Annotated in this window: 10 protein-coding genes; 2 read left to right on the top strand and 8 right to left on the bottom strand. The window is 74.4% G+C overall.

Going from position 1 to position 24,606, the window contains the following annotated elements:
- Window positions 1-218: 218 nt before the first annotated feature.
- Genes AB0946_RS28980 through AB0946_RS29000 form a run of 5 tightly spaced genes read right to left on the bottom strand, consistent with a single transcriptional unit; the run spans window position 219 to window position 16,194 of the window.
- A complete protein-coding gene (locus tag AB0946_RS28980) occupies window positions 219-1,190 on the bottom strand; it encodes a hypothetical protein (protein WP_366763617.1) in 972 nt (323 codons plus the stop codon).
- Complete coding sequence (locus AB0946_RS28985; RefSeq protein ID WP_366763619.1) at window positions 1,187-5,944, bottom strand: hypothetical protein; 4,758 nt, start codon at window positions 5,942-5,944, stop codon at window positions 1,187-1,189. Before AB0946_RS28985 ends, AB0946_RS28980 begins: the two co-directional genes overlap by 4 nt.
- Before the next feature lie 50 nt (window positions 5,945-5,994).
- Window positions 5,995-8,394, bottom strand: coding sequence for a non-ribosomal peptide synthetase (locus AB0946_RS28990; protein WP_366763620.1), 2,400 nt, complete (start codon window positions 8,392-8,394; stop codon window positions 5,995-5,997).
- Between the two features lie 50 nt (window positions 8,395-8,444).
- Entirely contained in the window at window positions 8,445-14,978 is a 6,534-nt protein-coding gene (locus AB0946_RS28995) for an amino acid adenylation domain-containing protein (RefSeq protein ID WP_366763621.1), read from the bottom strand.
- A 34-nt stretch (window positions 14,979-15,012) separates the two neighbouring features.
- Window positions 15,013-16,194, bottom strand: coding sequence for a cytochrome P450 (locus AB0946_RS29000; protein WP_171152077.1), 1,182 nt, complete (start codon window positions 16,192-16,194; stop codon window positions 15,013-15,015).
- Between the two features lie 205 nt (window positions 16,195-16,399).
- Here AB0946_RS29000 and AB0946_RS29005 point away from each other — a divergent pair, with 205 nt between their 5' ends.
- Window positions 16,400-17,653: an MFS transporter gene (locus tag AB0946_RS29005; protein ID WP_366763622.1), complete on the top strand. Its 1,254-nt coding sequence runs from the start codon at window positions 16,400-16,402 to the stop codon at window positions 17,651-17,653.
- Between the two features lie 43 nt (window positions 17,654-17,696).
- Window positions 17,697-18,611 carry an alpha/beta fold hydrolase gene (locus AB0946_RS29010; protein WP_366763623.1) on the top strand — a complete coding sequence of 305 codons (915 nt, stop codon included), beginning with the start codon at window positions 17,697-17,699 and terminating at the stop codon, window positions 18,609-18,611.
- A gap of 70 nt (window positions 18,612-18,681) precedes the next feature.
- Here AB0946_RS29010 and AB0946_RS29015 read toward each other — a convergent pair whose 3' ends face one another.
- The 3 genes from AB0946_RS29015 to AB0946_RS29025 form a co-directional block, all read right to left on the bottom strand.
- Complete coding sequence (locus AB0946_RS29015; protein ID WP_366763624.1) at window positions 18,682-22,578, bottom strand: amino acid adenylation domain-containing protein; 3,897 nt, start codon at window positions 22,576-22,578, stop codon at window positions 18,682-18,684.
- An 85-nt stretch (window positions 22,579-22,663) separates the two neighbouring features.
- A complete protein-coding gene (locus AB0946_RS29020) occupies window positions 22,664-23,764 on the bottom strand; it encodes a zinc-binding dehydrogenase (protein WP_366763625.1) in 1,101 nt (366 codons plus the stop codon).
- Window positions 23,761-24,576 (bottom strand): phytanoyl-CoA dioxygenase family protein, encoded by an 816-nt coding sequence (locus AB0946_RS29025; RefSeq protein ID WP_366763626.1) that lies wholly within the window; start codon window positions 24,574-24,576, stop codon window positions 23,761-23,763. Before AB0946_RS29025 ends, AB0946_RS29020 begins: the two co-directional genes overlap by 4 nt.
- Window positions 24,577-24,606 lie beyond the last annotated feature (30 nt).

Consider the following 24,606-nt stretch of genomic DNA (forward strand, 5'->3'; position numbering starts at 1 on the left):
ATCGAGACCTCGGCCTTTTCCGCTTTCCGATTGCGGAGCATTTCGAGAAGCTGGGCTTGTCCGGCACTGAGCTGACTCACCTGTTCACACCCCACACAGGAAACGGAAGCACTTCTGGAAGACGAGAAAGAAGCTATCCGATCCCCGGTCGAATTCGACTGGCCAAGCTTTTCAGTCGAACAGCGCGGACAGGGGGCGCCACGGCGCCGGCGGCGGAATCAGTGGTGTTTCACGGGAACGTCGCCGACGCGGAAGCGCAGGCGCGGCCCCTCACCGCTCCACCCGCCGCCGTCGAGGCGGCGCAGAGCGGCGAGGAGGTCGAGGGTGAGCCAGCGGCTCAGTTCCGGATGGGCCGGGTGCTCCCAGAGTCCGGCCGGGCCGCGCAGCCCCTCCAGGAAGGCCGTCAGGCCGGCGACCCGGGGGTCCCGCGCGGAGACGCCCGTACGGGAGACCAGCTCCAGGACGAAGGCGAGGTCGAAGCGGGAGTGCAGGGAGATGAAGCCCGCGGCGCGCTCCCGGCCGTGGAGCCGGGCGATCTCGGTGCCCAGCGCCCATTCGTCGCGGGTCTCGCGGCGCAGCAGCAGGTCGGCGGCGCGGCGGGCCGGTTCGGAGCGGGCGCGCCCGGGGTGGTGGACGAGGGCGGCGAGGGCGGCCTCGGTGTTGGCGCGGCAGCCGGGCGAGCCGGGCAGCCTGCGGTAGCCGGGGACGCTGCCGGGCTGGCCGGCGACGAGGCCCGTGGGCCACGAGCCGTCCTCGGCGCGCTGGGCGAGCAGCCACTCGTAGGCGCGTTCGGCCCGGGGGTCGGTCGCGGCGCCGACGGCGCCGAGGCCCCGCAGCGGTACGGACACCTGGAGCGGGATCATCGTGTAGCGGTCGTCGGTGCGGAACTCCGCCAACGGGAAGGAGCCGTCGGCGCTCTGCCGGGCGAAGACCCGCTCGACCAGCTCCGCCACCCGGGGGTGGCCCCGGTCGAAGCCGAGCCGGCCGAGGCGGCCGAGGAGGTGGGCCAGCGGCTGGAGCCCGTCGGGCTCCTCCGCCAGCAAGGCGCGCGCCTCCGGGTCCTCCGCGCGGCGCGGCAGCAGGTCGGCCAGCTCCGGGTCGTCGTCCGCCACGTCGAGCAGCTCGGTCAGGACGCGGCAGCGCAGCGCCGGGGAGGGGTCGCACAGCAGCGGCCACGCGCCTTTGGTCATGACAGCACCTCACGCAGGTACGGGGCGGTGGGCGTGTCCCCGGCGGCCACTTCCTCGGGGGTGCCCTGGGCGACGACCACGCCGCCCTCCGGCCCGCCGCCGGGGCCCAGTTCGAGCAGCCGGTCGCAGCAGGCGAGGAGCCGGGGATCGTGGTCGACGACGAGGACGCCGTGCCCCCGGGCCACCAGGCCGTCGAGGGCCTCCACCAGGAGTTCCACGTCGGCGTCGTGGAGACCGGTGGTGGGCTCGTCCAGGATGTGCAGGGCGGGCCGGCCGGGCGCGCCGGTGATCTCGCGCACCAGCTTGAGCCGCTGGCGCTCGCCGCCGGAGAGGGTGCCGGGGCCCTGGCCGAGAGTCAGGTAGCCGAGGCCCAGCTCCACGGCACCGCGCAGCGGGGCGGCGACCGCCTCCACGTCCGGCCACAGCCCGAGCACCTCCTCGATGCTCAGCCGCTCCAGTTCGGGCAGGCTGTGGCCGCGCACGGACAGTTCGCGCGCCTCGGCACGGTAGCCGGTCGCGCCGCAGGCGTCGCAGGGCCGGTGGACGGTCGGCATGAAGCCCATGTCCTCGGCGACGCTGCCCTTTCCCTTGCAGCCGTCGCAGCGGGGCTGGAGGTCGGCCGCGACCAGGCCGCGTTCCCGGGCCGGGGCACAGTCGGCGTACGCCTCGCGCAGCGGGCCGAGCACCTTCAGGAAGGCGCCGGGCGAGGTGATCCCGACGCTGCTCTGGTCGGTGTGCCGGACCTGCTTCGGGGCGCCGTCGATGCCCTCGTGCGCTCCGGGCGCCACGGGTGTCGCGGCGGCCGAGGTGGTCAGCCTCCTGGGGGCCAGCGCGCGGGCCACGATGCCGAGGGCCAGCGTCGACTTGCCGGAGCCGGAGACCCCGCAGACCCCGGTGAGCACGCCGAGCGGGATGCGCACGTCCTGGCCGTCGAGGTTGTTCTCGGCGGGTTTGCGGACGGTCATCCAGCCGGTGGGCTCGCGACGCGGCCCGGCGGCGCGTGCGGGCAGCGGGCGCTCCAGAAGGAGGCGCGCGATGGGGTCCTCGCGCACCCGGTCCGCGCTGCCGGCCGCGACGACGGTGCCGCCGTGCCGGCCGGCCCCGGGTCCCATCACGATCCGGTGGTCGGCCCGGGCGACCAGGCGCGTGTCGTGGTCGACCAGGATCACCGTGTTGCCGTGGTCGCGCAGCTCCTCCAGGACCGCGCCGAGCACGTCGACCTCACGCGGGTGCAGACCGCGCGAGGGCTCGTCCAGCAGGATGGTCATGCCGGTGAGTTCGGCGCCGAGGAGGGCGGTCAGCCGGACCCGCTGGAGTTCGCCGGCGGAGAGCGTGTTGGCCATCCGGTCCAGGTGGAGGTGGCCGATGCCGACGCGGCCGAGGAAGCCGAGGCGGCGCAGGACGACGGCGTGCGAGCGGACCGCCCAGCCCGGCGCGCCGTCCGGGAGCCGCAGCCCGGCGAGCGCGTCGCGTACGGCGTCGACCGGCTGGTGGTGCAGGTCGTAGCGGTTCATCCCGGCCACCCGCCGGTCGAGGAACTCCGGGCGCAGCCGGCCGCCCGCGCAGGAGGAGCAGGGCACCCGCTCGGTGTAGAGGCCGCCGACGTCCCAGCCGTCCATGATGCGGAAGACGCCGCGCCAGACGACCGTGGCCGAGGGGGTGACCCGGGCCTCGGAGGAGAGGGTGACCTCCTCCTGGCCGAAGAGGAACGCCTCCTGGGCCCGCGGGCTCATCTCCCGCCACGGTGTGCGCTCGGGGTCGAAGCCGTACCGCTCGCCGAGGGCGAGGAGCATCCAGTAACCGCCGTTGGCGGGCTTCGAGAGGTACGAGCGCGGATAGAAGCCCGGGGAGTACATCGCGCCGTCGCACAGCGCCCGTTCGGGCCGGTGGATCAGGCGCTCCACGCGGGGCACGGCCATGGTGCCCATGCCGTGGCAGCGCAGGCAGGCCGCCTCGTAGCGCAGGGGCGAGAAGTCCGGTGGTTCGGCCGGCGGGCCGGGGTGCCCGCAGTCCGCGCAGGTCCAGGGGCTGGCCGGCCGGTGACTCGAACGCCGTTGCTCACCGCCGCAGTCGGGACAGCGGCGGACGCCCGCGTAGGCGAGGAGCACGCCGAGGTGCGGGCTGAGGTCGGTGGTGGAGCCGACGGTGCTGCGCAGGCCGGGCGCCCGCCCGTCGGCGCCGACGGCGAGGGTGGGGCCGAGCCCGGTGAGGGAGGCGGCCCCGGCCTCCGGGCCCTCCCGCACCGACTGGCGCTCGTAGAGCGAGAGGGACTCCAGCAGCCTGCGCGTGGCCTCCGCTTCGAGGACGTCGCGGACGAGGGACGACTTGCCGGAACCGGAGACGCCGACGACGGCGGTCATCGCGCCCTTGGGGATGTCGACCGAGACGTCACGGAGGTTGTTGGCGCGGGCGCCCCTGATCTCCACGGCGGTACGGGCGGGGCGCGGGCGGCGGGCCGGGGCGGCCGGCGGGCGGACCGGCGGCGCGTCGGGCGGCTCGGGCGGTCCCGCGTGCAGCAGCCGTCCGCCGTCCGGGCCGCTGCCCGGGCCGATCCGGACGGACCAGTCGGCCATCGCCGCGATGTCGCGGTTGTGCTCCACGACGACGACCGTGCAGCCGCGGTCGGTGAGACGGCGCAGCAGGGCGGCGAGCCGGGGCACGTCGGCCGGGTGGAGTCCCGTGGTCGGCTCGTCCAGGTAGACCAGCTGCGCGGGGCGGGTGGCGGCGATCTGCTTGGCCAGCTTGACGCGCTGGGCCTCGCCGCCGGAGAGGGTGGGCGAGGGCTGCCCGAGCCGCAGGTAGCCGAGGCCCACGTCGAGCAGGGCCTGGATGATGCGGCGGGCGCGGGCGTCGTGGCCGAAGAGCGGCAGGGCGTCGCGCACGCTGAGGTCGTGGATCTCGTCCACGGAGTAGGCGTTCCCGTCGGGCAGTTCGGCGCGCACGGCGAGCGCCTCGGCGCTGAACCGGCGTCCTCCGCACGCCTCGCACAGCACCCATTCCGAGGGCAGGAAGCGCAGTTTGACCTCGACGGATCCCATACCGGCACAGGCGGGGCAGGCGCCCTCGGAGCGGTTGAACGAGAACGTGCCGGCGGCCAGCCCGGTCGCTTCGGCGAGCACGGCCCGCACGCGGTCCGCGAGCCCGGTGTACGTGGCCGGGTTGGAGCGGGGGTTGACCCCGATCGGCGACTGGTCGACGGTGAGCGGGACGATCGCCTCCCCTTCGAGGGCGGCGCACCCGCGCGGCTCCCCCGCCTCCAGGGAGGCGACGAGCACGTCCCGTACGAGCGTGGTCTTCCCGGCCCCGGAGGGCCCGGTGACGACGGTCAGGGCGCCGACGGGGAAGGCGCAGTCGAACCCGGCGAGATTGTGGTGGCGGGCGTCGCGGACGGTGAGCCACCGGGTGCCGGTCCCCGCCGCCTGAGGCGCCGTCAGGCGTTCGCGGCCCGAGAACCAGCGGCCCGAGACCGTGTCCGCGCGCCAGAGGTCGGCCGGAGTGCCCTCGAAGACGACGCGGCCGCCGCCGGAGCCGGCGGCGGGGCCGATCTCCACGACGTGGTCGCAGGAGGCGACGGCGGTGCGGTCGTGTTCCACCAGGACGACCGGGCCGGGGAGTCTGCACAGTTCGTCCATCAGGCGGGCGACCTGGGCGGCGCCGAGGCCGATGGTGGGTTCGTCCAGGATGTGCAGGAGGTCCTCGACGTCGTTGGCGAGGAGGACGGCGATGCGCAGGCGCTGGGCCTCGCCGCGCGAGAGGGTGGGCGAGGAGCGGTCGAGGGCGAGGTAGCCGAGGCCGAGGGAGACGAGCGCGTCGAGGCGGCGCAGGACGTGCCGCAGGGCGGTGCCCGCGTGGGCGGGGAGCGCGGCGCCGGCCAGCGCCTGCCGGGCCCGGTCGGCATCGAGCCGGAGCAGGGCGGGCAGCGTCAGGCCGGCCAGTTCGTACGCCTCGGTGTGCGGACCGCCGGCCCGGAAGTCCTGCGGCCGGACCGAGGGCAGCGGCGCCCCGCAGGAGGCGCAGAGCCGGGCGCGGGACAGCGTCCGCGTCCCGGCCGCCGTACGGAAGGAGACCTGGACGCAGCCGAGCGCGGCCACCTCGTCCAGGAGCCGCCGGGCGGCCCGGGCGTCGGCGGCGGCGGTGAGCGAGCCGACCCGGACGGCGATGTCGTGGGGCCGGCCGGGGTCGAGCGGGTCGCCGGACCAGGGCCGGCCGTCGACGGTGACCTCCCCGGGCCCGTACCGCTCGCGCAGCCCGGCCAGCAGGCGGGTGTGGGTGCCGAGGGCGCCGCGCGTGAGCGGGGCGACCACCTCGACGGGTCCCGACGCGGCGGTGGCCCGGAGTAAGGAGAGCTGTTCCTCGGCCGTCACCGTCTCGGTGACCTCCGCGCAGCCCGGGCAGCGCAGCACGGCGAACCGGGCGAAGAGCACCCGCAGGAAGGGGTGGACGCCGGCGGCGGTGGCGACGGTGGAGCGGGGGTTGCGGTTGAGGACGTTCTGGCCGACGGCGACGGCCGGCCGCAGCCCGTGGACGGCGCGGACGCGGGCCGCCCGGGCCGCGGCGGCGGCCGGGGCACCCGCGAGGGTGGCCAGGAAGCGGTGCCTGGCCTCCCGGTGGAGCGTGTCGAAGACGAGGGAGGACTTGCCGGACCCGGAGGCGCCGACGACCGCGGTGACGCCCTCGGACAGGGTCACGTCGATGTCGCGGAGGTTGTTCTCCGTGGCGCCCTCGATCCGGACCCCGGGCCCGTGTGCACTCAAGACCAAGCCCTCCCGGCCGTTCTGTCCGCCGCCCGTCGTTCGCGAGCCGCTCAGAGCGTGCCGAGCAGCATAGCGGCCTCTTCGTCGGAGAGCCCGGCGACCAGTTCGGTCAGGGCCCGTTCGACGCCGTCCGCGATGCCCTCGACCGTCGGCAGGGCGAAGAAGTCGCGTACGGAGACCTGCACGCCGAAGGTCGCGTTGACGCGGTTGAGGAGCTGCAGCGACTTCAGCGAATTGCCGCCGACGGCGAAGAAGTTGTCGGTACGGCCGATCCGTTCCACGCCGAGCACCTCCCGCCACAGCTCCGCGACCTGCTCCTCCAGGGGAGTGTGCGGCGCGTCGTCCCCGGCGCGGGCCTGCCGGTCGTCCAGGGAGCGCGCGGGCAGCCGCAGCCGGTCCAGCTTGCCGGACGGGGTGTGCGGGAGCGCGTCGAGGCGGACGTAGACGGCGGGGAGCATGAAGCCGGGCAGCCGCGCTTCGGCGAAGGCGGCCAGTTCCTCGACGGTTCCGTCGCCGCCGATGACGACGTACGCGGCGAGCTGGTTGTCGTCAGAGTCGTCCCGGAAGACGGTGACGGCGCACTCGCGGACGGCGTCGTGGCCGGCGAGCACCGCCTCGACCTCGCCGGTCTCGACCCGGCAGCCGCGGATCTTGACCTGGTTGTCGACGCGGCCGAGGTACTGGACGAGGCCGTCGGCGTCGACGGTCACCAGGTCGCCGGTGCGGTAGAGCCGTTCGCCGTCCGCCACCGGGTAGGGGTGCGGGACGAACCGCTCGGCGGTCAGGCCGGCCCGGCCGAGGTAGCCGCGGGCCAGGCCGCCGGTGCCGGAGACGCACAGCTCGCCGGGGACGCCGGGCGGCACCGGACGCAGCGCCTCGTCCAGGACGAACAGGCGGTAGATGCCGAGCCGGCGGCCGATGGGCAGCCCGCCGGTGCCGTCGTACGAACGGCCCTCCCAGCCGGCCACCTCGGAGGTCTCGGTCTGCCCGTAGAGGTTGTGCAGCTCCGCGTCGAACCGCTCGGCGAACCGTTCGAGGAGACGGGTGCCGGCCGCCTCGCCGGAGAGCTGCACCCAGCGCAGGTCGGGGCAGTCCACCTCGGGGGCGAGGTTGAGGTAGGCGTTGAGCATCGACGGGACGAAGTGCGCGAAGACGGTGCGCTCGGTGGAGAGCAGCCGGCTCAGGTGCACCACGTCGGACTCGGCGCCCGGGTCGGCCATGAGGATGGTCGCGCCGGCGGCGAGCGGGCCGAAGATCTCCCAGATCGCCACGTCGAAGATGAGCGGCGTCTTGTGGACCACGCGGTCGCCCGGCTGGAGGCCGTAGCGGCGGCCCAGCCACTCCAGACGGCCCGCCGCGCAGCGGTGGTCGAGGACGGCGCCCTTCGGGGTGCCGGTGGAGCCGGAGGTGTAGTAGACGTACGCCGCCTGGTCGAGGGGCACCTCCGCCTCGGGCGCGGCCGGGGCGGAGCCCTCGGCGGGGACCGGGATCAGCGGCACGCCGAGCCCGTCGAGCGGGCCGGTGCCGGAGCCGTCCACGAGGACGGCGGCCACCCGCGCGTCACCGGTGATGACGGCCACCCGCTCGGCGGGCAGCGACGGCACCAGCGGGACGAACGCCGCGCCGCGCTTGAGGACGGCGAGCAGGGCCACGACCAGGTCGGCGGAGCGCTCGACCCGGACGGCGACGAGGCTCTCGGCGCCGATGCCGGCGGCGGCCAGCGTGTGGGCGAGCAGGTTGGCGCGGCCGTCGAGTTCGGCGTAGGTGGTGGCCCGGCCGCCCGCCTCCACCGCGACGGCGTCCGGGTGGCGGCGAGCCGTCTCCTCGAACGCGCCGTGCAGGGTGCGCAGGTCGCGGTACTCCTCGAAGGTGGCGTTGGCCTCGGCGGCCAGCGCGGCCTGCCGCTGCGGCGACAGCAGCGCCAGTTCGTCGATGCGGGCCCCGGGGCGCCGGACGGCGTCCGCGAGCAGGGTCAGGAAGCGGGCGGTCCACTCCTCGGCGGTGCAGCCGGAGGGCAGTCGCCCGCAGGCCAGGGCCCCTTCGACCGCGGGCTCGACGGCCCGGACCACGCAGTGCAGGTGGTCGCCGCCCGGGACCGGTACGGCAGCCTCCTCGTACTGGAGGACCATCCGCTCGACCGCCCCGCCGGAGGCCGTGTCGTCGGCCGGCTCCGCCGTGGGGCCGTCGGTGAGGCCCTTGTCGGCCGCGCGGAGCAGCTCCGCGAAGGTCAGCTCCCCGGCGACGGTCAGCGGGACGGCCCGCTCCGCGTCGGGCGACAGCCTGATCTCGGCGTGCTCGCGGCGGGTGTGCCGGAAGCGGGTGGCGAGCAGGGCCGCGAGCAGGACGGCGCGTTCGCCCACGCCGTACCGGCGGGCCGTCTCCGACGCCTGCTCCCGGAGCTGCGGGCGGAGCCGGAAGGGCACCGCCACCGGGTTCTGGGCGGGCGTCATGACCGGAGTCCCTTCGATGGACACTGCATTCCCCTTTCGGGACGGGTGGGTCACGGCGTCATGCCGTTCGCGCGGGCGATGGTGCGGGCGAGTTCGCCCAGGTTCTCGGTGGTGTAGATGTCGAGCAGGCCGATCTCCACGCCCAGGCGCTGCCGGATGCGGACGCTCATCTGGGTGACGAGGAGCGAGTGGCCGCCGAGGGCGAAGAAGTTGTCGGTCAGGCCGACCCGCGGCCGGGACAGGACGTCGGCCCAGATCTCGGCCAGCTCCTTCTCCAGCGGGGTGACCGGTGGCACGTGGTCGCCGTCCGCACCGCCCTCGTCCTCGGGCTCCGGCAGGGCGGAACGGTCCACCTTGCCGTTGATGTTCAGCGGGAGCGCGTCGAGCCGGACGAACGCGCCGGGGACCATGTAGCCGGGCAGCCTGGCCTCCAGGTGCTCGCGCAGCGCGTCGGCGCCGACCGTCCGGTGGCAGACGACGTGGGCGATGAGCCGGCGGTCGCCGTTGGGGAGCCGCTGCACGCCGGCGACGGCCTGGTCCACGTCGGGGTGGTCGGCCAGGTGGGCCTCGATCTCGCCGAGTTCGATGCGGTGACCGCGGACCTTCACCTGGTGGTCGGCGCGGCCCAGGCAGAGCAGGTCGCCGTCCGCGGTCCAGCGGACCAGGTCGCCGGTGCGGTACATGCGGGTGCCGGGCGCGCCGTAGGGGTCGGGCACGAACCGGTCGGCGGTGAGGCCGGGCCGGTGCAGGTAGCCGTGGGCGAGGCCCTCGCCGGCCAGGTACAGCTCGCCGACCACGCCCACCGGCACCGGCTGCTGCGCCGCGTCCAGGACGTACGTCCGGGTGTTGCGCAGCGGGCGGCCGATCGGCGGCAGGCCCTCGACGCGGTCGCGGGTGAACCAGGCGGTGGCGTAGACGGTGGACTCGGTGGGGCCGTAGAGGTTGCCGAGGAGTCCCGCGCCGACGGCGCCGCCGATGTCGTTGGCGGCCTTCGCGGACAGTGGTTCGCCGGCCATGACGACGGTGCCGGCCTCGGCGTGCAGGCCGCCGGTGCCGTGGATCTGGGCCAGCGCGGACGGCACCCCGCTGAGCAGGGAGGCGGTGTACGGGCCCGCGGGCGGGTCGGCGAGGCTGAGCAGCGACGGCACGATCTCGACGGAGCCGCCGTTGAGCAGCGGGCCGAACATCTCGAAGACGGAGACGTCGAAGTTGAGCGAGGTCGCGGCCAGTACCCGTGCCAGCTGTGCCGGGGTGAAGGTCTCGCCCGCCCAGGCCGCCAGGTTGGCGACGCTGCGGTGGGCGACGACGACACCCTTGGGCCGGCCCGTGGAGCCGGAGGTGTAGATGGCGTACGCGGGGTGGAGCGCGCCCAGCGGGGCGGTGCGTTCCGCGTCGGTCAGGTCGTGACCGGGATGGGCGGCGACGGCGGCACGGGTGTCGGGTGCGTCGAGGACGAGACGGGCGGGGCCGGGGACGCGGTCCTTCGCCTGCTCGGAGGTGAGGACGAGCACCGGCCGGGCGTCGTCCAGCATGAGGGCGATCCGGTCGGCGGGGTAGCCGGGGTCGATCGGCACGTAGGCGGCGCCCGCCTTCAGGACGGCGAGGACGGCGACGAGGACGCGTTCGGTGCGCGGCAGGGCGATGGCGGCGAAGTCGCCGGGGCCGATGCCGAGGGCGGTCAGGTGGCGGGCGAGGCGGTTGCTCTCGGCGTTCAGCTCGCCGTAGGAGAGCGTGGTCTGTTCGAAGTGGACGGCGGGGGCGGCCGGGTCCAGCGCCGCGCGCCGCTGGAACAGTTCGGGAAGGGTGCCCGTGGAGACCTCGGCGGCGGTGTCGTTCCAGTCGTCCAGGACCCGGCGCCGCTCGGCGTCGCCGAGCATCGGCAGCGCTTCGAGCGCCGTGTCGGGGGCCTCGGCGATGCTCTCCAGGAGCCGTACGAAGTAGGCGGCGAACCGTTCGACGGTGGGCCGGTCGAAGAGGGCGGTGGAGAACTCCAGGTCGCCGAGGAGCTCGCCGTCCTCCGACTCCCGCAGGTAGAGCGTCAGGTCGAACTTGGCCGCCCAGGTGCCCGGCGAGGCCGACGACGGGGCGATCCGCAGGCCCGGGCCGGTGGTACGGGACTCCTGCGGGGCCGCCGCGTAGTAGCTGAAGGCGACCTGGAAGACGGGGTGCCGGGAGACGTCCCGGTCGGGCTGGACCTCGTCCACGAGCAGTTCGAAGGGCAGTTCGCGGTGGGCGTCGCCGAGCAGGACGGACTCGCGGACCCGCTCCAGGTGGGAGCCGAAGCTCTGACCGGGCACGACGCGGGAGCGGACGGGGATCGTGTTCACGAAGAGCCCGATGAGGGACTCGGTCTCCACGGTGGGCCGGCTGCCGGAGAAGAAGCCGACGCACACGTCGTCCTGGCCGCTGAGCCGGTGCATCAGGGCGCTGTACGCGGCCATGGTGGTCATGAACAGGGTGGCCCTGTTCCTGCCCGCGAGGGCGCGCAGCCGCGCGGTCAGACCGGCGTCGACGCGGAAGTCGACGGCGTCGCCGCCGAAGTCGGGCACGGCGGGCCGGGGCCGGTCGGTGGGCAGCTCGATGGCGTGCGGGGTGCCGGCGAGGTACTGCTTCCAGTAGAAGAGGTGGTCGCGCAGCGGGCCGCCCTGGAGGCGGCGGCGCTGCCATCCCGCGTAGTCGGCGTACTGCAGGACCGGCTCGGGCAGCGGCGAGGGCTCTGCGCGCAAGTACGCCTCGTACAGCGTGCCCAGTTCCTCGACCAGGACGGCCACCGAGTAGCCGTCGAAGACGATGTGGTGGGCGGTGAAGACGAGGAGGTGCTCCTCGGGGGAGGTCCGCACGGCGACGGCGCGGACGACGGGGCCGGTCTGGATGTCGAAGCCGGTCTCGCCCTCGGTCCGCAGCAGCGCCCGCACCTCGGCCTCGGGGTCGTCGGCGCCGCTGACGTCGCGGAACTCCAGGGGGAGGACGGCCTCGTCGGAGACGACCGGTGCGATGTTCTCGCCGGCGAGGTCGAAGGTGGTGCGCAGCACCTCGTGGCGCCGGACGATCTCGTCGAGGGCGGCACCGAGCGCCGTCCGGTCCAGCGGGCCGCGCAGGGCCAGCGGGATCTGGACGTTGTAGAGGCCGCCGTCGGGCTGGAGCAGGTGGAGGAAGACCATGCGCTGCTGGGCGTAGGACGTCTCGGCGGGCGCGCCGGCCGGCCGGGGAACGACGCTGTCGGGGACCGCGTCGGCCTCGGCGACCAGTCCGGCGAGGCGGGCGACGGTCGCCCCGGCGTAGAAGTCGCGCACGGAGAGGTCGGCGCCGGTGCGCTTCCTGATCCGGGCGAGGACCTGGGAGACGAGCAGGGAGTGGCCGCCGAGGGCGAAGAAGTCGTCGTGGGCGCCGACCTGTTCGACGCGCAGGACCTCCCGCCAGATGTCGGCGACGAGCTGTTCGCCGCCGGTGCGGGGGGCGAGGTACTCGGTGCCGGAGCCGAAGGGGGCGTCGTCCGGGGCGGGCAGGGCGTTGCGGTCCGTCTTGCCGTGGCGGTTGACGGGCAGCGCGTCGAGGACGACGTAACGCGAGGGCACGGCGTGCGACGGCAGCCGGTCGAGGAGCCAGCCGCGCAGGTCCGCGGGCGCGGGGGCCGTCCCGGCGGCCGCGGGGACGACGTAGGCGGTGAGCTGCCGGGAGCCGAGGACGTCGGCGTGGGCGAGCACGACGGCGTCGCCGATCCCCTCGTGCAGCCGCAGCGTCGCCTCCGTCTCGCCCAGCTCGACCCGCATGCCGCGGATCTTGACCTGGTGGTCGGTGCGGCCGAGGTACTCCAGGCTGCCGTCGCGGCGGCGGCGGACCAGGTCGCCGGTGCGGTACATGCGCGCGCCGGGCGGCCCGTAGGGGTCGGGCAGGAAGCGCTCGGCGGTCAGGGCGGGCCGGCCGAAGTAGCCGCGGCCGACGCAGGCGCCGGAGACGTACAGCTCGCCGGGGACGTTCGGCGGGACGAGGCCGAGACCCTCGTCGAGCACGTACGCGACGGTGTTGCGCACGGACTGGCCGAGCGGCGCGACATCGGGCCAGCCGTCGATGCCGGGCTCCATGTCGTGCGCGGTGACGACCTGGACCTCGGTGGAACCGTAGTGGTTGTGGAGCCGGCGGCCGGGGGCGGCGGCGGTGAACCGGCGCAGGGTGTCGCTGAGGACGAGGCCCTCGCCGACCTGGACGACGTGGGTGAGGGCGGGCAGCGGGCGGCCGGCGGCGAGCGCGGCACGGGCGGTCAGCTCGAGCACGACGTTCGGCGCGAAGAGGTCGGTGACCCGCCGGTCGTCGAGCCAGGCGGTGAACTGCTCGGGGCTGCGCCGCAGTTCCTCGGGGACGATCGCCAGGGCCGCTCCGGAAAGGAGGGTGAAGAGCATCTCCTGGACGGAGACGTCGAAGCTGAGGGCGGTGAACTGGGCGGTGACGCGGCCGGGTCCGGTGGGGAGGGTGGTGAAGTGCCACTCCATCATGTTCAGCATGGCACCGGTGGTCATGACGACGCCCTTGGGGCGCCCGGTCGAGCCCGAGGTGTAGAGCAGGTAGGCCGGGGTGGCGTCGGTGACGGGCGTGGTGCGCTCGGCGTCACGCAGGTCGGCGGTGCTCTCCCCCGCGTACGCCGACAGCTCCTCGTCGACGAGGAGGACGGGCACGTCGTGGCCGGACAGCAGCGCCGCGCCGGCCACGTCGGTGACGACGACCCCGGGCCGGGCGTCGGTGAGCAGCACCGAGACGCGCTCGGCCGGCAGGGCGGGGTCGACGGGCAGGTAGACACCGCCGCTCTTGAGCACCGCGAGGAAGGCGGTGACGGCCAGGTCGGAGCGGGGCAGGAGCACCGCGCCGATCCGCTCGGGGCCGATGCCGTGCCGGACCAGTGCGCGGGCGAGCCGGTTGGCCCGGGCGTTCAGCTCCCCGTACGTACGGGTGAGTCCGCCGTCCACGACCGCGGGGGCGGTGTGCGCGGCGGCGGCCCGCTCCTCGAACCAGCCGGCGAGGGAGCCCTCGCGCAGCCGGCCGGTGACGCCGCCGGTCACGAGCTCGGGCCGCTCGGCCGGGGTGAGCAGCGGCAGGTCCAGGATGCGGGCGCCGGGGTCGGCGGCGATGCCTTCGAGGAGGCGGACGAAGAGCCGGGACAGCTCCTCGACGGTGGGGGCCTCGAAGAGCGAGGTGGCGTACTCGAAACTGCCGTAGAGGCCGTCGTCGGTCTCGGAGACGAAGAGGGAGAGGTCGAACTTGGCGGTGGTGCTGGGCTGGTCGACGAAGGTGACGTCGAGCCCCTCCAGGCTGAAGTCCTGCTGCCCCTGGTAGGAGAACATCACGTCGAAGAGCGGCTGCCTCACCTGGCTGCGGTCCGGCCGCAGCGCCGCCACCAGCCGGTCGAAGGGCAGCTGGCGGTTGTCGTAGGCGCCGATGACGCTCTCCCGCAGCGAGTCGAGCAGCCGCGTGAAGGGAGGGTTGCCGGAGAGGTCGGCGCGGACGACGACGGTGTTGGCGAAGTAGCCGATCATCTCGGCGGTCTCGGGGTGGGCGCGGCAGTCGACGGGGGTGCCCACGCACACGTCGTCCTGCCGGGACCAGCGGCCCATCAGGACGTGGAAGGCGGCCAGCACGACCATGAACGGGGTGGCGCCGGTGCGGGCGGCGACCTCGCGCAGCCGGTCGAACAGGGCGGGCGGCAGGGTGAAGCTCACGTTGGCGCCGGCGAAGTCGGGCAGCTCGCCCCTGGGGTGGTCGAGCGGCAGGTCGATCCCCTCGGGGGCGCCGGCGAGCCGCTCGCGCCAGTACTCCAGCTGCCGGGCGTGCTCCTCGGCGACGGCCGGGCCGCGCTGCCACACGGCGTAGTCGGCGAAGTGGGCGGCCGGTTCGGACAGCGGGGAGGGCCGGCCGGCGCGGAGCGCCTCGTACAGCTCCTTGAGTTCACCGAAGATCCGGCCGATGGACGCGCCGTCCACGACGATGTGCTGGGCGTTGACGGCGAGGATGTGCGAGGTGGCCCCGAGCGTGATCAGCTGCGCGGTGACGAGCCGGTCCGCGGCGAGGTCGAAGTGGGTGGAGAAGTGCCGGTCGAGGTGGGCCTGGGCGCGGGCCTCGCGCTCCTCGGCGGGCTCGGCGGTGAGGTCGATCCGCTCCAGCGGCATCCGCGCGTCGTCCGTCACGATCTGGGTGACCACGCCGTCGTCCTCGCGGAAGCGGGTGCGGAGCACCTCGTGCCGGCGCATGATCTCGTCGAGTGCCCGCACCAGGGCGGGCGTGTCCAGCTCGCCCTCCATCCGGAGCGTGGTGCCGACGTTGTAGCTGGCCTGGAGGCCGAGCCGGTCGAGGAACCAGAGGCTCTCCTGCCCGTACGACAGCGGCAGGGCCTCCGGGCGCGGGGCGTCGAAGAGGCCGCCGGGCGCGTCGGCCGGCCGCGTCAGCAGGCGGACGACCTCGTCCTTGTGGGTACGCAGTTCGGCGACCTGGTCGGATGTCAGGGCGCCGGTGGGCCGGAAGCGCAAGCGTCCGTCCTGGACCCAGAGTTGTATGCCGTCCGCGGTCAGCCGGTCCAGCAGTTCGCGCACTGCGGTCATGTTCGGCCCAATCTCCCCATGGTTCGGTCGGTGGTCAGTGCGGACGGAAGGCGAGCGGGAGCGAGGTGAGGCCCCCGAGGATGTAGGAGGCGATCCGCTTCGGCTCGCCGCACACCTCGATCTCCGCGGGCAGGTGGGCCAGTTCCTCGAGCATGACCCGGATGGTCAGCCGCGCCAGGTTGGCGCCGACGCAGAAGTGGCCGCCGCCTCCGAAGGAGACGTGGTGGTTGGTGGTGCGGTCGAGCAGAAACCGCTCCGGCCGGTCGAAGACCTTCTCGTCGCGGTTGAGCGACGGCAGCCACACGGTGACGGCGTCGCCCTCGCGGATCTCCACGCCCTCCAGCACCGTGTCGTGCTGGGCGGTGCGCAGGATGTGGGTGACCGGGGCGGTCCAGCGCAGGAACTCCTCGGCGGCGGTCTTCAGCTTGAGGTCACCAGCCCGCAGTGCCCGCCACTGCTCGGGGCTCTCCAGGAGCGCCAGCATGCCGGCGCCGACCGCCTGCCGGGTGGTCTCGTTGGCCGCCACGATGACGTTGTCACAGGTGAGGATCACCTCGTCGTCCGTGATGTCGAGCCCCTCGGCCTGTGCCGTGGTCAGCGCGGACACCAGGTCGCGGCCGGGATTCCGGCGCTTCTCGTCGATGATCTCGGAGTAGTGGCGGAGGATTTCGAAATGCGCCTGCTGCGCTTCGATCCCATCGATGTCGGTGGAATTCTCGGCGGCCTCGGTGGTGACTTTGGCCAGCATCTCCACATCGTCCATGGAAATGCTGAGCAGCTCCGCCGAGACGGCCAGGGGTATGCGCGCGGCGATGTCCTTGACGAAATCACAGGTGCCGGCCTCCACCACGCCGCGCAGCGCGGACCGGACGACGTCCCGGGTCCGCTCCTCCATTTTCGCGATGGCCCGTACGGTGAAAAGGCCCATGATCGCCTTGCGCAGCTGGTCGTGGCGGGGCGGGTCGCTCAGCGCCATCATCTTGCCGGCGCCGGGGTACGGGTCCTTGAAGTTGGGGCGCAGGAAGATTCCCTTGGTGGAGGTGAACCGCTCCCACTCGGTGAGCACTTCGAGGCCGGCCGCGTGCGTGGTGACGGCCCAGTAGCCTCCGTGCTCGCCGTACTCGTGCCAGGAGACCGGGCTTTCCTGCCGCAGCCTCCGCCATACCTCGTGCGGGTCGCCCTCGGAATAGAGAAGCGGATCTGTGAGTGCGGGCATATCCTGCAGCACGGCGCCTCGAATTCTTCGTCGTAGGTGTTCCATCTGCCTCCGGAACGAGAATATCCGGTGTTCGATGGCGCCAAGTGTTCAGTCGAACGCGGGGGTAGCAGGGGAGTTCCGTGCCGGTAGATTGTGCGCCGAACCCGGCGCGGCCGGACCGACGACTTCGGTAGCCGCCTCTCCACGACCGAAATGGTTATCGATGGCCACTCAACTGATGGACCGCATACCTCGACTGCTCCAGCAGGTCACGTTCCGCAGGTTCTGGACGGCGCAGACCATCTCCTTCCTCGGCGACCAGGTCTCCACCGTGGCGCTGCCCCTCACGGCCGTGCTGGCGCTGGACGCCTCCGCCGCGGAGATGGGCGTCCTCGGCGCGCTGGCCTCGCTGCCCAACCTGCTGTTCGCGCTGCACGCCGGGGGCTTCGTCGACCGGTACGGCCGGCTGCGGCACATGATGATCCTCAGCGACGTCGGCCGCGCCGCCGTGCTGCTCACCGTGCCGGTCGCCTACGCGCTCGACGCGCTGACCCTCGCCCACCTGTGGGTGGTGGCCTTCGTGACGGGCGTCCTCGCCATGCTCTTCAACGTCGCCAGCAACAGCCTGTTCGCCGCGCTCGTGGACCGCGAGGACTACGTCAACGGCATGTCGCTGTCCCGCGGCAGCTTCTCCTTCTCCTGGGTGGCGGGCCCCGGCCTCGGCGGCATGCTGGTACAGGCGCTGTCGGCGCCCGTGGCGCTCCTCGCCGACGTGGTCTCGTTCCTCGGCTCGGCGCTCCTGCTGCGGTCCGTCTCCCTGGAGGAGCCGGCGCCCGAGAAGGAGAGGTCGTCCTCGCACATCCGGGACGGGCTGCGCTTCGTCTCGCGGACCCCGGCCCTGCGGGCCAAGTTCGTCGGCGGCGGGCTGCTCAACCTCTGCTACACGGTCTACTTCACCCTCTTCCTGCTCTTCATCGCGCGCGAACTCGGGCTGACCCCCGGGATGATCGGTGTCGCGCTCGGACTCGGCGCCGTCGGCGCCCTGTTCGGCTCGTTCATCACCGGCTGGGTCAGCCGGCGCGCCGGCATCGGGCCGACGTTCCTGCTCGGTTCCGTCCTCTTCCCCGGCGCGCTGGCGCTCGTGCCGTTCGCGACGCCGGACAAGTGGGTGGCGTTCGGCCTGGTGGTGGCGGCCGAGTTCGTCTCCGGCATGGGCCTGATGCTCTGCGACATCGCGGGCTCCTCCATCCAGCAGGCGCTCACCCCGGACCGCTTCCGCTCCCGCGTGCAGGGCGCCTACCTCGGGCTCATCCACGGCGTGCGGACGGCCGGCGCGCTGGTCGCCGGCGCCCTGGGCACCCTGATCGGCCTGCGGCCCGCGCTCTGGCTGGCCGTCATCGGCGGCGTACTGAGCTGCCTGCCGCTGCTGTTCGCCCCCGTGGCCCGGATGCGCACGCTGCCGGAGCAGGCCGAGTGAGCCGCCGCCCGGCCACGACAACCGAACGAGAAGGAGGACCTCCATGTCATTCCTGGCCGACCAGCTGATCGGCGAGGCCCGGCGCCGTCAGGTGCGGCTCTGGGTGGACTCGGCGGGCCGGCTCCAGTTCGCGGGGGACGCCCCGGCCCTGGACGACCGGTTCGTCATGCTGCTGCGGACACAGGAGCGGCCCATCGCGGCGAAGATCGGCGCGGATTCCGGGGACCGCTGGTTCCGGCGCCTCACCCGGGGCGACGGTGACGTCCTGCTCTATCTGATCCCCGCCGCGGGTGCCGGCCCCGGCACCTACCGGCCGTGGTCGGCGGCCGCCCCGGCCGGGCTGCGGATCGAGGCCGTCCTCACCCCCGGCCGCGAGGAGCGCTTCGGCGAGGCACCGTTCACCGATGTCGCCGCGCTGGCCGACCGGATCGCCGAGAGGATCCTCGGCCACGCGGACCGGCCCTTCGGCGTCTTCGGGCACAGCACCGGCGCCCTCGTCGCCCGCGAGGTCACCCGCCGTCTCGGCGGCTCCACCACCGAGCAGCGGGCGCTGTTCGTGGCCGGTGCGCTGCCACCGCACCTGGTGGCCGAGCCCGGCCCCGACCCCACCGACGAGGAGCTGCTCGCGCACCTGAACGCGTGGCAGGGCACCCCCTCCGAACTGCTCGCCGACCCCGCCTTCCTGCGGACCTTCCTGCCGACGCTCCGTGCGGACATGCGGCTCTACCACTCCTGCCGCCGGGAGGTCTCCCCGGCCGAGCGGGTGAGCGTGCCGATGGTGGCGCTCGGCGGGCTCCAGGACGAGACGGCGCCCGAGGGCCACTGCGAGGCGTGGCGGCCGTGGGCGGGCGGCCCGTTCTCCGTCCGCCGCGTGGCGGGCGGTCACTTCTTCCCCGTGACCGCCGCCGGGGAGGTGCTCGCCACGGTCGCCGGGAGGCTGGGCGTCCCGGCCGGCTGAGCGGTCGTCCCGTACGCACCGAGGGCCACGGCGCCGGCGCCGTGGCCCTCGGTCGTGTGCCGCCGGCGGCTCAGGCGGGGCCGGCCGCGCCCGCCTCCAGGAAGCCGACCAGGTCCGCCGCGAGGGCGGCGGCCGTCTCCGCGTCGAAGACGTCGGTCGCGTACTCCAGGAGCCCCTCCACCCCGGCCGGCTCGCCGTCCGCGGTGAACCGCTCCACGACCTTGAAGCACAGGTCGAACTTGGCCACGCCCAGCTGAACCGGCTCGTGCCGGACGGTCAGCCCGGTCATCCGGGGCGGCTCCGCCTCCTCGACCTGGAAGGCCAGCATCACCTGCGCCAGCGGGTGGCAGTCGAGCGAGCGGGCCGGGTTGACCAGCTCCACGACGTGCTCGAACGGCAGGTCCTGGTGGGCGAAGGCGGCCACGTCGGTCTCCCGCACCCGGTCGAGCAGCGCCGCGAAGTCCGGCTCCCCCGAGGCGTCGACGCGCAGGACGAGCGTCCTGACGAAGAAGCCCACCAGATCGTCCAGGGCCGCATCGCCCCGGTCGGAGACGACCGCCGCGACCACGATGTCGTCGCCCGCGCCGCGCTCGGCGAGGAGCGCCGTCAGCGCGGCGTGGACCACGGTGAACGTGGTGGTGCGCCGGCCCTGCGCGAGGGCACGGACGGCGCGGTGGAGGGCGGCCCCGACGGAGAACGGCACGGCCGCGCCCTCGCCCGAGCGCATCGCGGGCCGCGGCCGGTCCAGCGGCAGCGGGATCGCGGCCGGCAGCCCGGCGAGCTTCTCCTCCCAGTAGCGGTACTGCCGGCGCAGCGCGGCCGCCGGCCCGGTCCCGTCGGAGGCGAACAGATCGCGCTGCCAGACGGCGTAGTCGGCGTACTGCACGGGCAGCGGCGCCCAGTCGGGGGCACCACCGGCGGTGCGCGCGTCGTGGGCGGCGGCGAGGTCGCGCAGGAAGGTGGGGAGGGAGACGCCGTCGCAGGCGATGTGGTGCATGACGACGAGCAGGACGTACGTGTCCTCCGGCACGTCCTCCAGGTGGAAGAGTGTCGCCCGCACGGGCAGGTCGCGCGCCAGGTCGAACGGCACACGGGCCGCGGCGAGCAGCGCCGCGTCCAGGCCGTCCGCCGCGACGGCGGTCTCGGCGAGCGCGGGCACGGCGGCCGGTCCGTGAAGGACCCGCTGGACGATCTGCCCGTCCTCCATGGTCAGGACCGTGCGCAGGACGTGGTGGCGGTCCAGTACGTCGGCCAGGGCGCCGCGCAGCGCGGGTGTGTCGACCCGCCCGGTCAGCCGCAGGGCCAGCGGCTCGTTGTACCGGGGGCTCGCACCCTCCAGCTGGTCGAGGACCCACAGGCTCTGCTGCGCGAAGGAGGCGGGCGCGGGCGCGTCGCCGGTGCGCGGCACGACCGGCGGGCGGGCCGGCTCCACGCGGGTCAGGAGCGCGCCGAGCTCGGCGACCGAGGGGTTGCCGAGGACGTCGCCGAGCGACAGCTCCACCCGGAACTCCTTGCGGACGCGGACGGTGAGTTCGGCGGCGAGCAGCGAGTGGCCGCCGACGTCGTAGAAGCTGTCGTGGACGCCGACGGCGGGCAGCCCGAGCACCTCGGCGAAGATCGTGGCGAGCCGCTCCTGCTCCGGGGTGCGGGGCCGGTCCGCCTCGTCGGGACCGCCGAACGCCGGCTCGGGCAGCGCCCGCCGGTCCACCTTGCCGTTGGAGTTGAGCGGGAACTCGGGCACCACGGTGAACGAGGCCGGGACCATCGCGGGCGGCAGCGTCCGGCGCAGCTCCGCGCGGGTCGCGGCGCCCAGGGCCCGCGCGTCGGCGCCGGGAGCGGGGACGAGGTAGGCGTCGATGCGCCGGGCGCCGCCCTCCCCGGCCGTGACGAGGACGGCGTCGCGCACCCCGGGCGCGGCGCGCAGCGCGGCCTCGATCTCGCCGAGTTCGACGCGCATCCCGCGGATCTTGATCTGGTGGTCGGTGCGGCCGAGGTACTCGATGGCACCGTCCGGCCGTCGGCGCACCAGGTCCCCGGTGCGGTACATGCGCGCGCCGGGCGGGCCGTACGGGTCGGGCAGGAAGCGGTCGGCGGTCAGGCCGGGCCGGTCCCAGTAGCCGCGCGCCAGGCAGACCCCGGAGGCGTACAGCTCGCCCGCGACACCGGGCGGCACCAGCCGCAGCGCCTCGTCCATCACGTACACGGAGGTGTTCCACACGGCCGTCCCGACGGGCGCCGCCGCCGGCCAGGCGGCCACGTCCTCCGGCAGGACGTACGAGGTGACGGCGTGCGTCTCGGTGGGGCCGTAGTGGTTGTACAGGCGCCGCCCGGGCCGCAGCCGGAAGAACTCCCGTACGGCCTCGCTCAGGACGAGCGCCTCACCCGCCTGTGCGACATGGGTGAGGGCGGGCAGGGTGCGGCCCTGTTCCAGCGCGGCCTGGCAGACCAGCTCGATCACGACGTTGGGCGCGAACAGATCCGTGACGCCGTGCTCCTCCAGCCACCGCGCGAAGTCCTGCGGGCTGCGCCGCACGTCCTCGGGGACGATGGCGAGCGTCGCGCCGGACAGCAGCGCCGAGAGCATCTCCTGGACGGAGATGTCGAAGCTGACGGAGGTGAACTGGACGGTGACGCGGCCCGGTTCGCTGGGGATCTCCTCCAGGTGCCAGGCCATGAGGTTGCGCACGGCCTCCTGCGTCATGAGGACCCCCTTGGGGCGGCCCGTGGAGCCCGAGGTGTAGAGCAGGTAGGCGGGGGTGGCGCCGCCGACGGGGGCGGTGAGCTCCGCCTCGGCCGGGTTGTCCGGGCCCTGCCTGGCGCAGGCGGAGAGTTCCGTGTCGAGGAGCAGCGGCGGGGCGGCCCCGGCGGGCAGCGGGCCGGCGTGTCCGGCGTCCGTGACGATCACCACCGGCGCCGCGTCCTCCAGCATCAACGCCACGCGCTCGGCGGGGAGTTCGGGGTCGACGGGCAGGTAGGTGGCACCGGTCTTGAGCACGGCGAGGAACGCGGTCACCGACAGCTCCGAGCGGGGCAGGACCAGCGCGACGACGCGCTCGGGGCCGGCCCCGGCCGCCGTCAGTGTCCGGGCCAGCCGGTTGGCGCGCGCGTTGAGTTCCGCGTACGTCACGCGCCGGGGGCCGTCGACGACGGCGACGGCGTCGGGGCAGCGCGCCGCCCGCTCCTCGAACCACCCGGCGAGGGTGGCGTCGGGCACGGGGCCCGCGTACCCCTCGCCGATCAGGCCGGCGGCCTCGCCGGGCAACAGGCAGTCGATGGTGTCGAGCCTCGCGCCAGGCGCGCGCACGGCGCGGGTGAGGACCCGTACGAGCCGGTCGCACAGGGCCTGGGCGCCGGCGCGGCCGAGCGCGGCGACCGGGTAGGTGAGCCGGACGTGCGGCCGGGCCCCCGCGGCGCCGTCCGTGGTGTGCAGGGAGAACCACAGCTCGCCCGCGTCGCGGCCCGGCACCGGGACGGGCGGCGCGGCGTCCACGGCCGTGCCGACCTGGAAGAGGGGCAGGCCGGGCGTGCCGCGGGCGGTGTCGACGGCCCGTACGATCTCGACGAAGGGGACGCCGTCCTGGGCGGCGGCGGCCCGTTCTTCGGCGCGGACGGCCGCCATCAGCGCGCGGAAGTCCGTCGCGGCCGGGGCGGCCACCCGCAGCAGCCGGACGCCGGTGGGCGTGGCCGCCGCTGCGGTGGCCAGCGGCAGATCGGCACCGGCGCGCAGCAGGGTGAGCAGCGCGGCGACGCCGGCCGTGAAGACGGTGGCGAGGGTCGCGCCGCCGTCCGCCTCCCCGGCGAGGCGGGTCATGGCCCCGCCGAGCCCGGGGTCGAGCCGGCACTCGACGGTGGCCGTCCCGGGCGGGCCGGACTCGTCGGGCCGGCGCAGGCCGGGCAGGTCGATCTTCTCCGGCAGGTCGGCCAGGGCCGCCTGCCAGGGCTGGTGGGTGCTCGGCGGGGTCGCCATGCGTACTTCCCTCGTTCCGGGCCGCGGCACCGCGCCGCGGCCGTGGGTGGGCTGCGTGGGGTGGGTGCGGTCCGGCCCGGCCGGCTCAGCTGACGAGGACGGCCTTCATCACGGCTCCGGCGGCGACGTCCGCCAGCGCCCTGCCGTGGTCCTCCAGGGGATAGCTGGTCACCAGGCGCGCCAGGTCGAAGCGCCGTACCAGCGCGGGCAGCAGCGCGACGTACTGCACGAGGTGGGCGCCGGTGAACGCCCAGGAGCCGACCACGTCCAGCTGGCGGTGGACGATCTGGTGCGGGTTGATCGTCGTGTCCCCGCTGTCGGTGTACTGGCCGACCACCAGGTAGGAGCCGCCGCGCCGGGCCAGGCGCAGGCCCTGGTCGATCGCGGCCGGGGCGCCGGTGGCCTCGATCACCAGGTCCGCGCCCCGGCCACCGGTCAGTTCCATGACCTCGGCGAGTGCGGCGGAGGGATCGGCGGCCTGAACGATGTTCACGTGGTGGTCGCCGACGCGCGCCTCGGCGGCGGTGGCGAGCCGCTTGTCGGGGCCGCCGACGAGGATCACCCGCGCGGCGCCGGAGAGCTGGGCGAGGGCGGCGGCGGCCAGGCCGACGGGGCCGCTGCCCTGGACGACGACGGTCTCGCCGACGCGGACCGGGCGCCGCTCGTAGAGGGCGTGGACCATGGTGGGGCCCGCGCAGGCGAAGGACATCGCGGCCACCGGGTCGACGCCGTCCGGGACCTTCACCACGGTCGTGCCGGGCCGCAGGCAGATGTACTCGGCCCAGGAGCCCGACAGGCCCGGCTCCTGGTCCGTGGGCCGGTTCACGCCGTAGGTGCGGCGGTACTCGCACAGCGTGGGCTCGCGGTGGATCCGGCAGGGCACACAGCTGCCGCAGGCGATCGAGGACGCCCACATCACCGTGTCGCCGGGGCGCAGCGGCGTGCCGTGGACGTCGGTGCCGGCGCGGGCGCCGAGTTCGTGGACGGTGCCGAGGCCCTCGTGACCGAGGACCAGCGGCGTGGGGACCTCCAGGTGGCCCTGCTGGAGGTGGAGGTCGGTGCCGCAGACCCCGCCGTACCTGCTGGCGACGATCATGCCGCCCTCCGGCGCCGGCGGGACCGGGAACTTCCTCAGTTCCAGCGGGCGGCCGAACTCCGTCAGGACGACGGCGCGTCCGACGCTCATACCATCACCTCCAGGGCCGGGACGATCTCCTCCTGGTCGGTGAGCTCCAGCGGGGCGGTGTCGCGGCCGACGACGTACTCGGGGCGGGGCTCGCCGACCGGCTGCGGCACGTTGGTGACGTCGTTGTACGTCACGATCAGCAGCCGCCGCCGGAAGGGCGCCATGTTGGGCGCGGAGCCGTGCACGATCTCGGGGTCGAACAGGACGACGGTGCCGGCGGCGCCCTTGGCGCTGACCAGGCCGTGGCGCTCCACGAGCCCGGTCATGTCCGCCGGGGTGAGGGCGATGTCCTCCGGGTCGACGTGCTGCTCGGAGGCGGTCGGGCCAGCCGCCCGGCCCCTCTTCACCAGCCCGTCGCGGTGCGAGCCCGGGCAGAAGATCACCGGCCCGTTGAACTCGTTGACCTCGTCGAGGAAGACGCCGACGTTGACGAGCCGGGGCAGGCGCAGCTGGTCGGCCATCTGCCAGGCGGCGAAGTCCTGGTGCCAGGACCACCCGGCGCCGGAGAAGGGCGCCTTCGCGTTGATCTTGAACTGGTAGATGTACGCCTCGCCGCCGAGGAGCTGGCGCACCGGGCCGAGGACCCTCGGGGTGCGGATCAGGGCGGCGAACTCGTGCTGTCGGGTGTGGGAGGCGTAGACGGCGCGCACCTCGCCGCCGTCCTGCTCGGCCACACGATGGTCACCGGGTATGAGGGAGTCGCGCTGGAAGGCGTCCTGAAGGGCCTCGGCCTCCTCCGGGCCGAACAACCGGTCGAGGATCAGGTAGCCCTGAGTCCGGAATTGCCGCACCTGCTCTTGGCTGAGTCGCATGTGATCACTCTGCTCATGGGTAGGGGTGTT

Source organism: Streptomyces sp. NPDC046870, from assembly GCF_040704595.1.
Classification (GTDB): Bacteria; Actinomycetota; Actinomycetes; order Streptomycetales; family Streptomycetaceae; genus Streptomyces; species Streptomyces argyrophylli.

Coding starts and splice junctions, on each gene's coding strand:
- AB0946_RS28980 (WP_366763617.1), bottom strand. CDS start 1,190: ATGACCAAAGGCGCGTGGCCGCTGCTGTGCGACCCCTCCCCGGCGCTG.
- AB0946_RS28990 (WP_366763620.1), bottom strand. CDS start 8,394: ATGACGCCCGCCCAGAACCCGGTGGCGGTGCCCTTCCGGCTCCGCCCG.
- AB0946_RS28995 (WP_366763621.1), bottom strand. CDS start 14,978: ATGACCGCAGTGCGCGAACTGCTGGACCGGCTGACCGCGGACGGCATA.
- AB0946_RS29000 (WP_171152077.1), bottom strand. CDS start 16,194: ATGCCCGCACTCACAGATCCGCTTCTCTATTCCGAGGGCGACCCGCAC.
- AB0946_RS29005 (WP_366763622.1), top strand. CDS start 16,400: ATGGCCACTCAACTGATGGACCGCATACCTCGACTGCTCCAGCAGGTC.
- AB0946_RS29010 (WP_366763623.1), top strand. CDS start 17,697: ATGTCATTCCTGGCCGACCAGCTGATCGGCGAGGCCCGGCGCCGTCAG.
- AB0946_RS29015 (WP_366763624.1), bottom strand. CDS start 22,578: ATGGCGACCCCGCCGAGCACCCACCAGCCCTGGCAGGCGGCCCTGGCC.
- AB0946_RS29020 (WP_366763625.1), bottom strand. CDS start 23,764: ATGAGCGTCGGACGCGCCGTCGTCCTGACGGAGTTCGGCCGCCCGCTG.
- AB0946_RS29025 (WP_366763626.1), bottom strand. CDS start 24,576: ATGCGACTCAGCCAAGAGCAGGTGCGGCAATTCCGGACTCAGGGCTAC.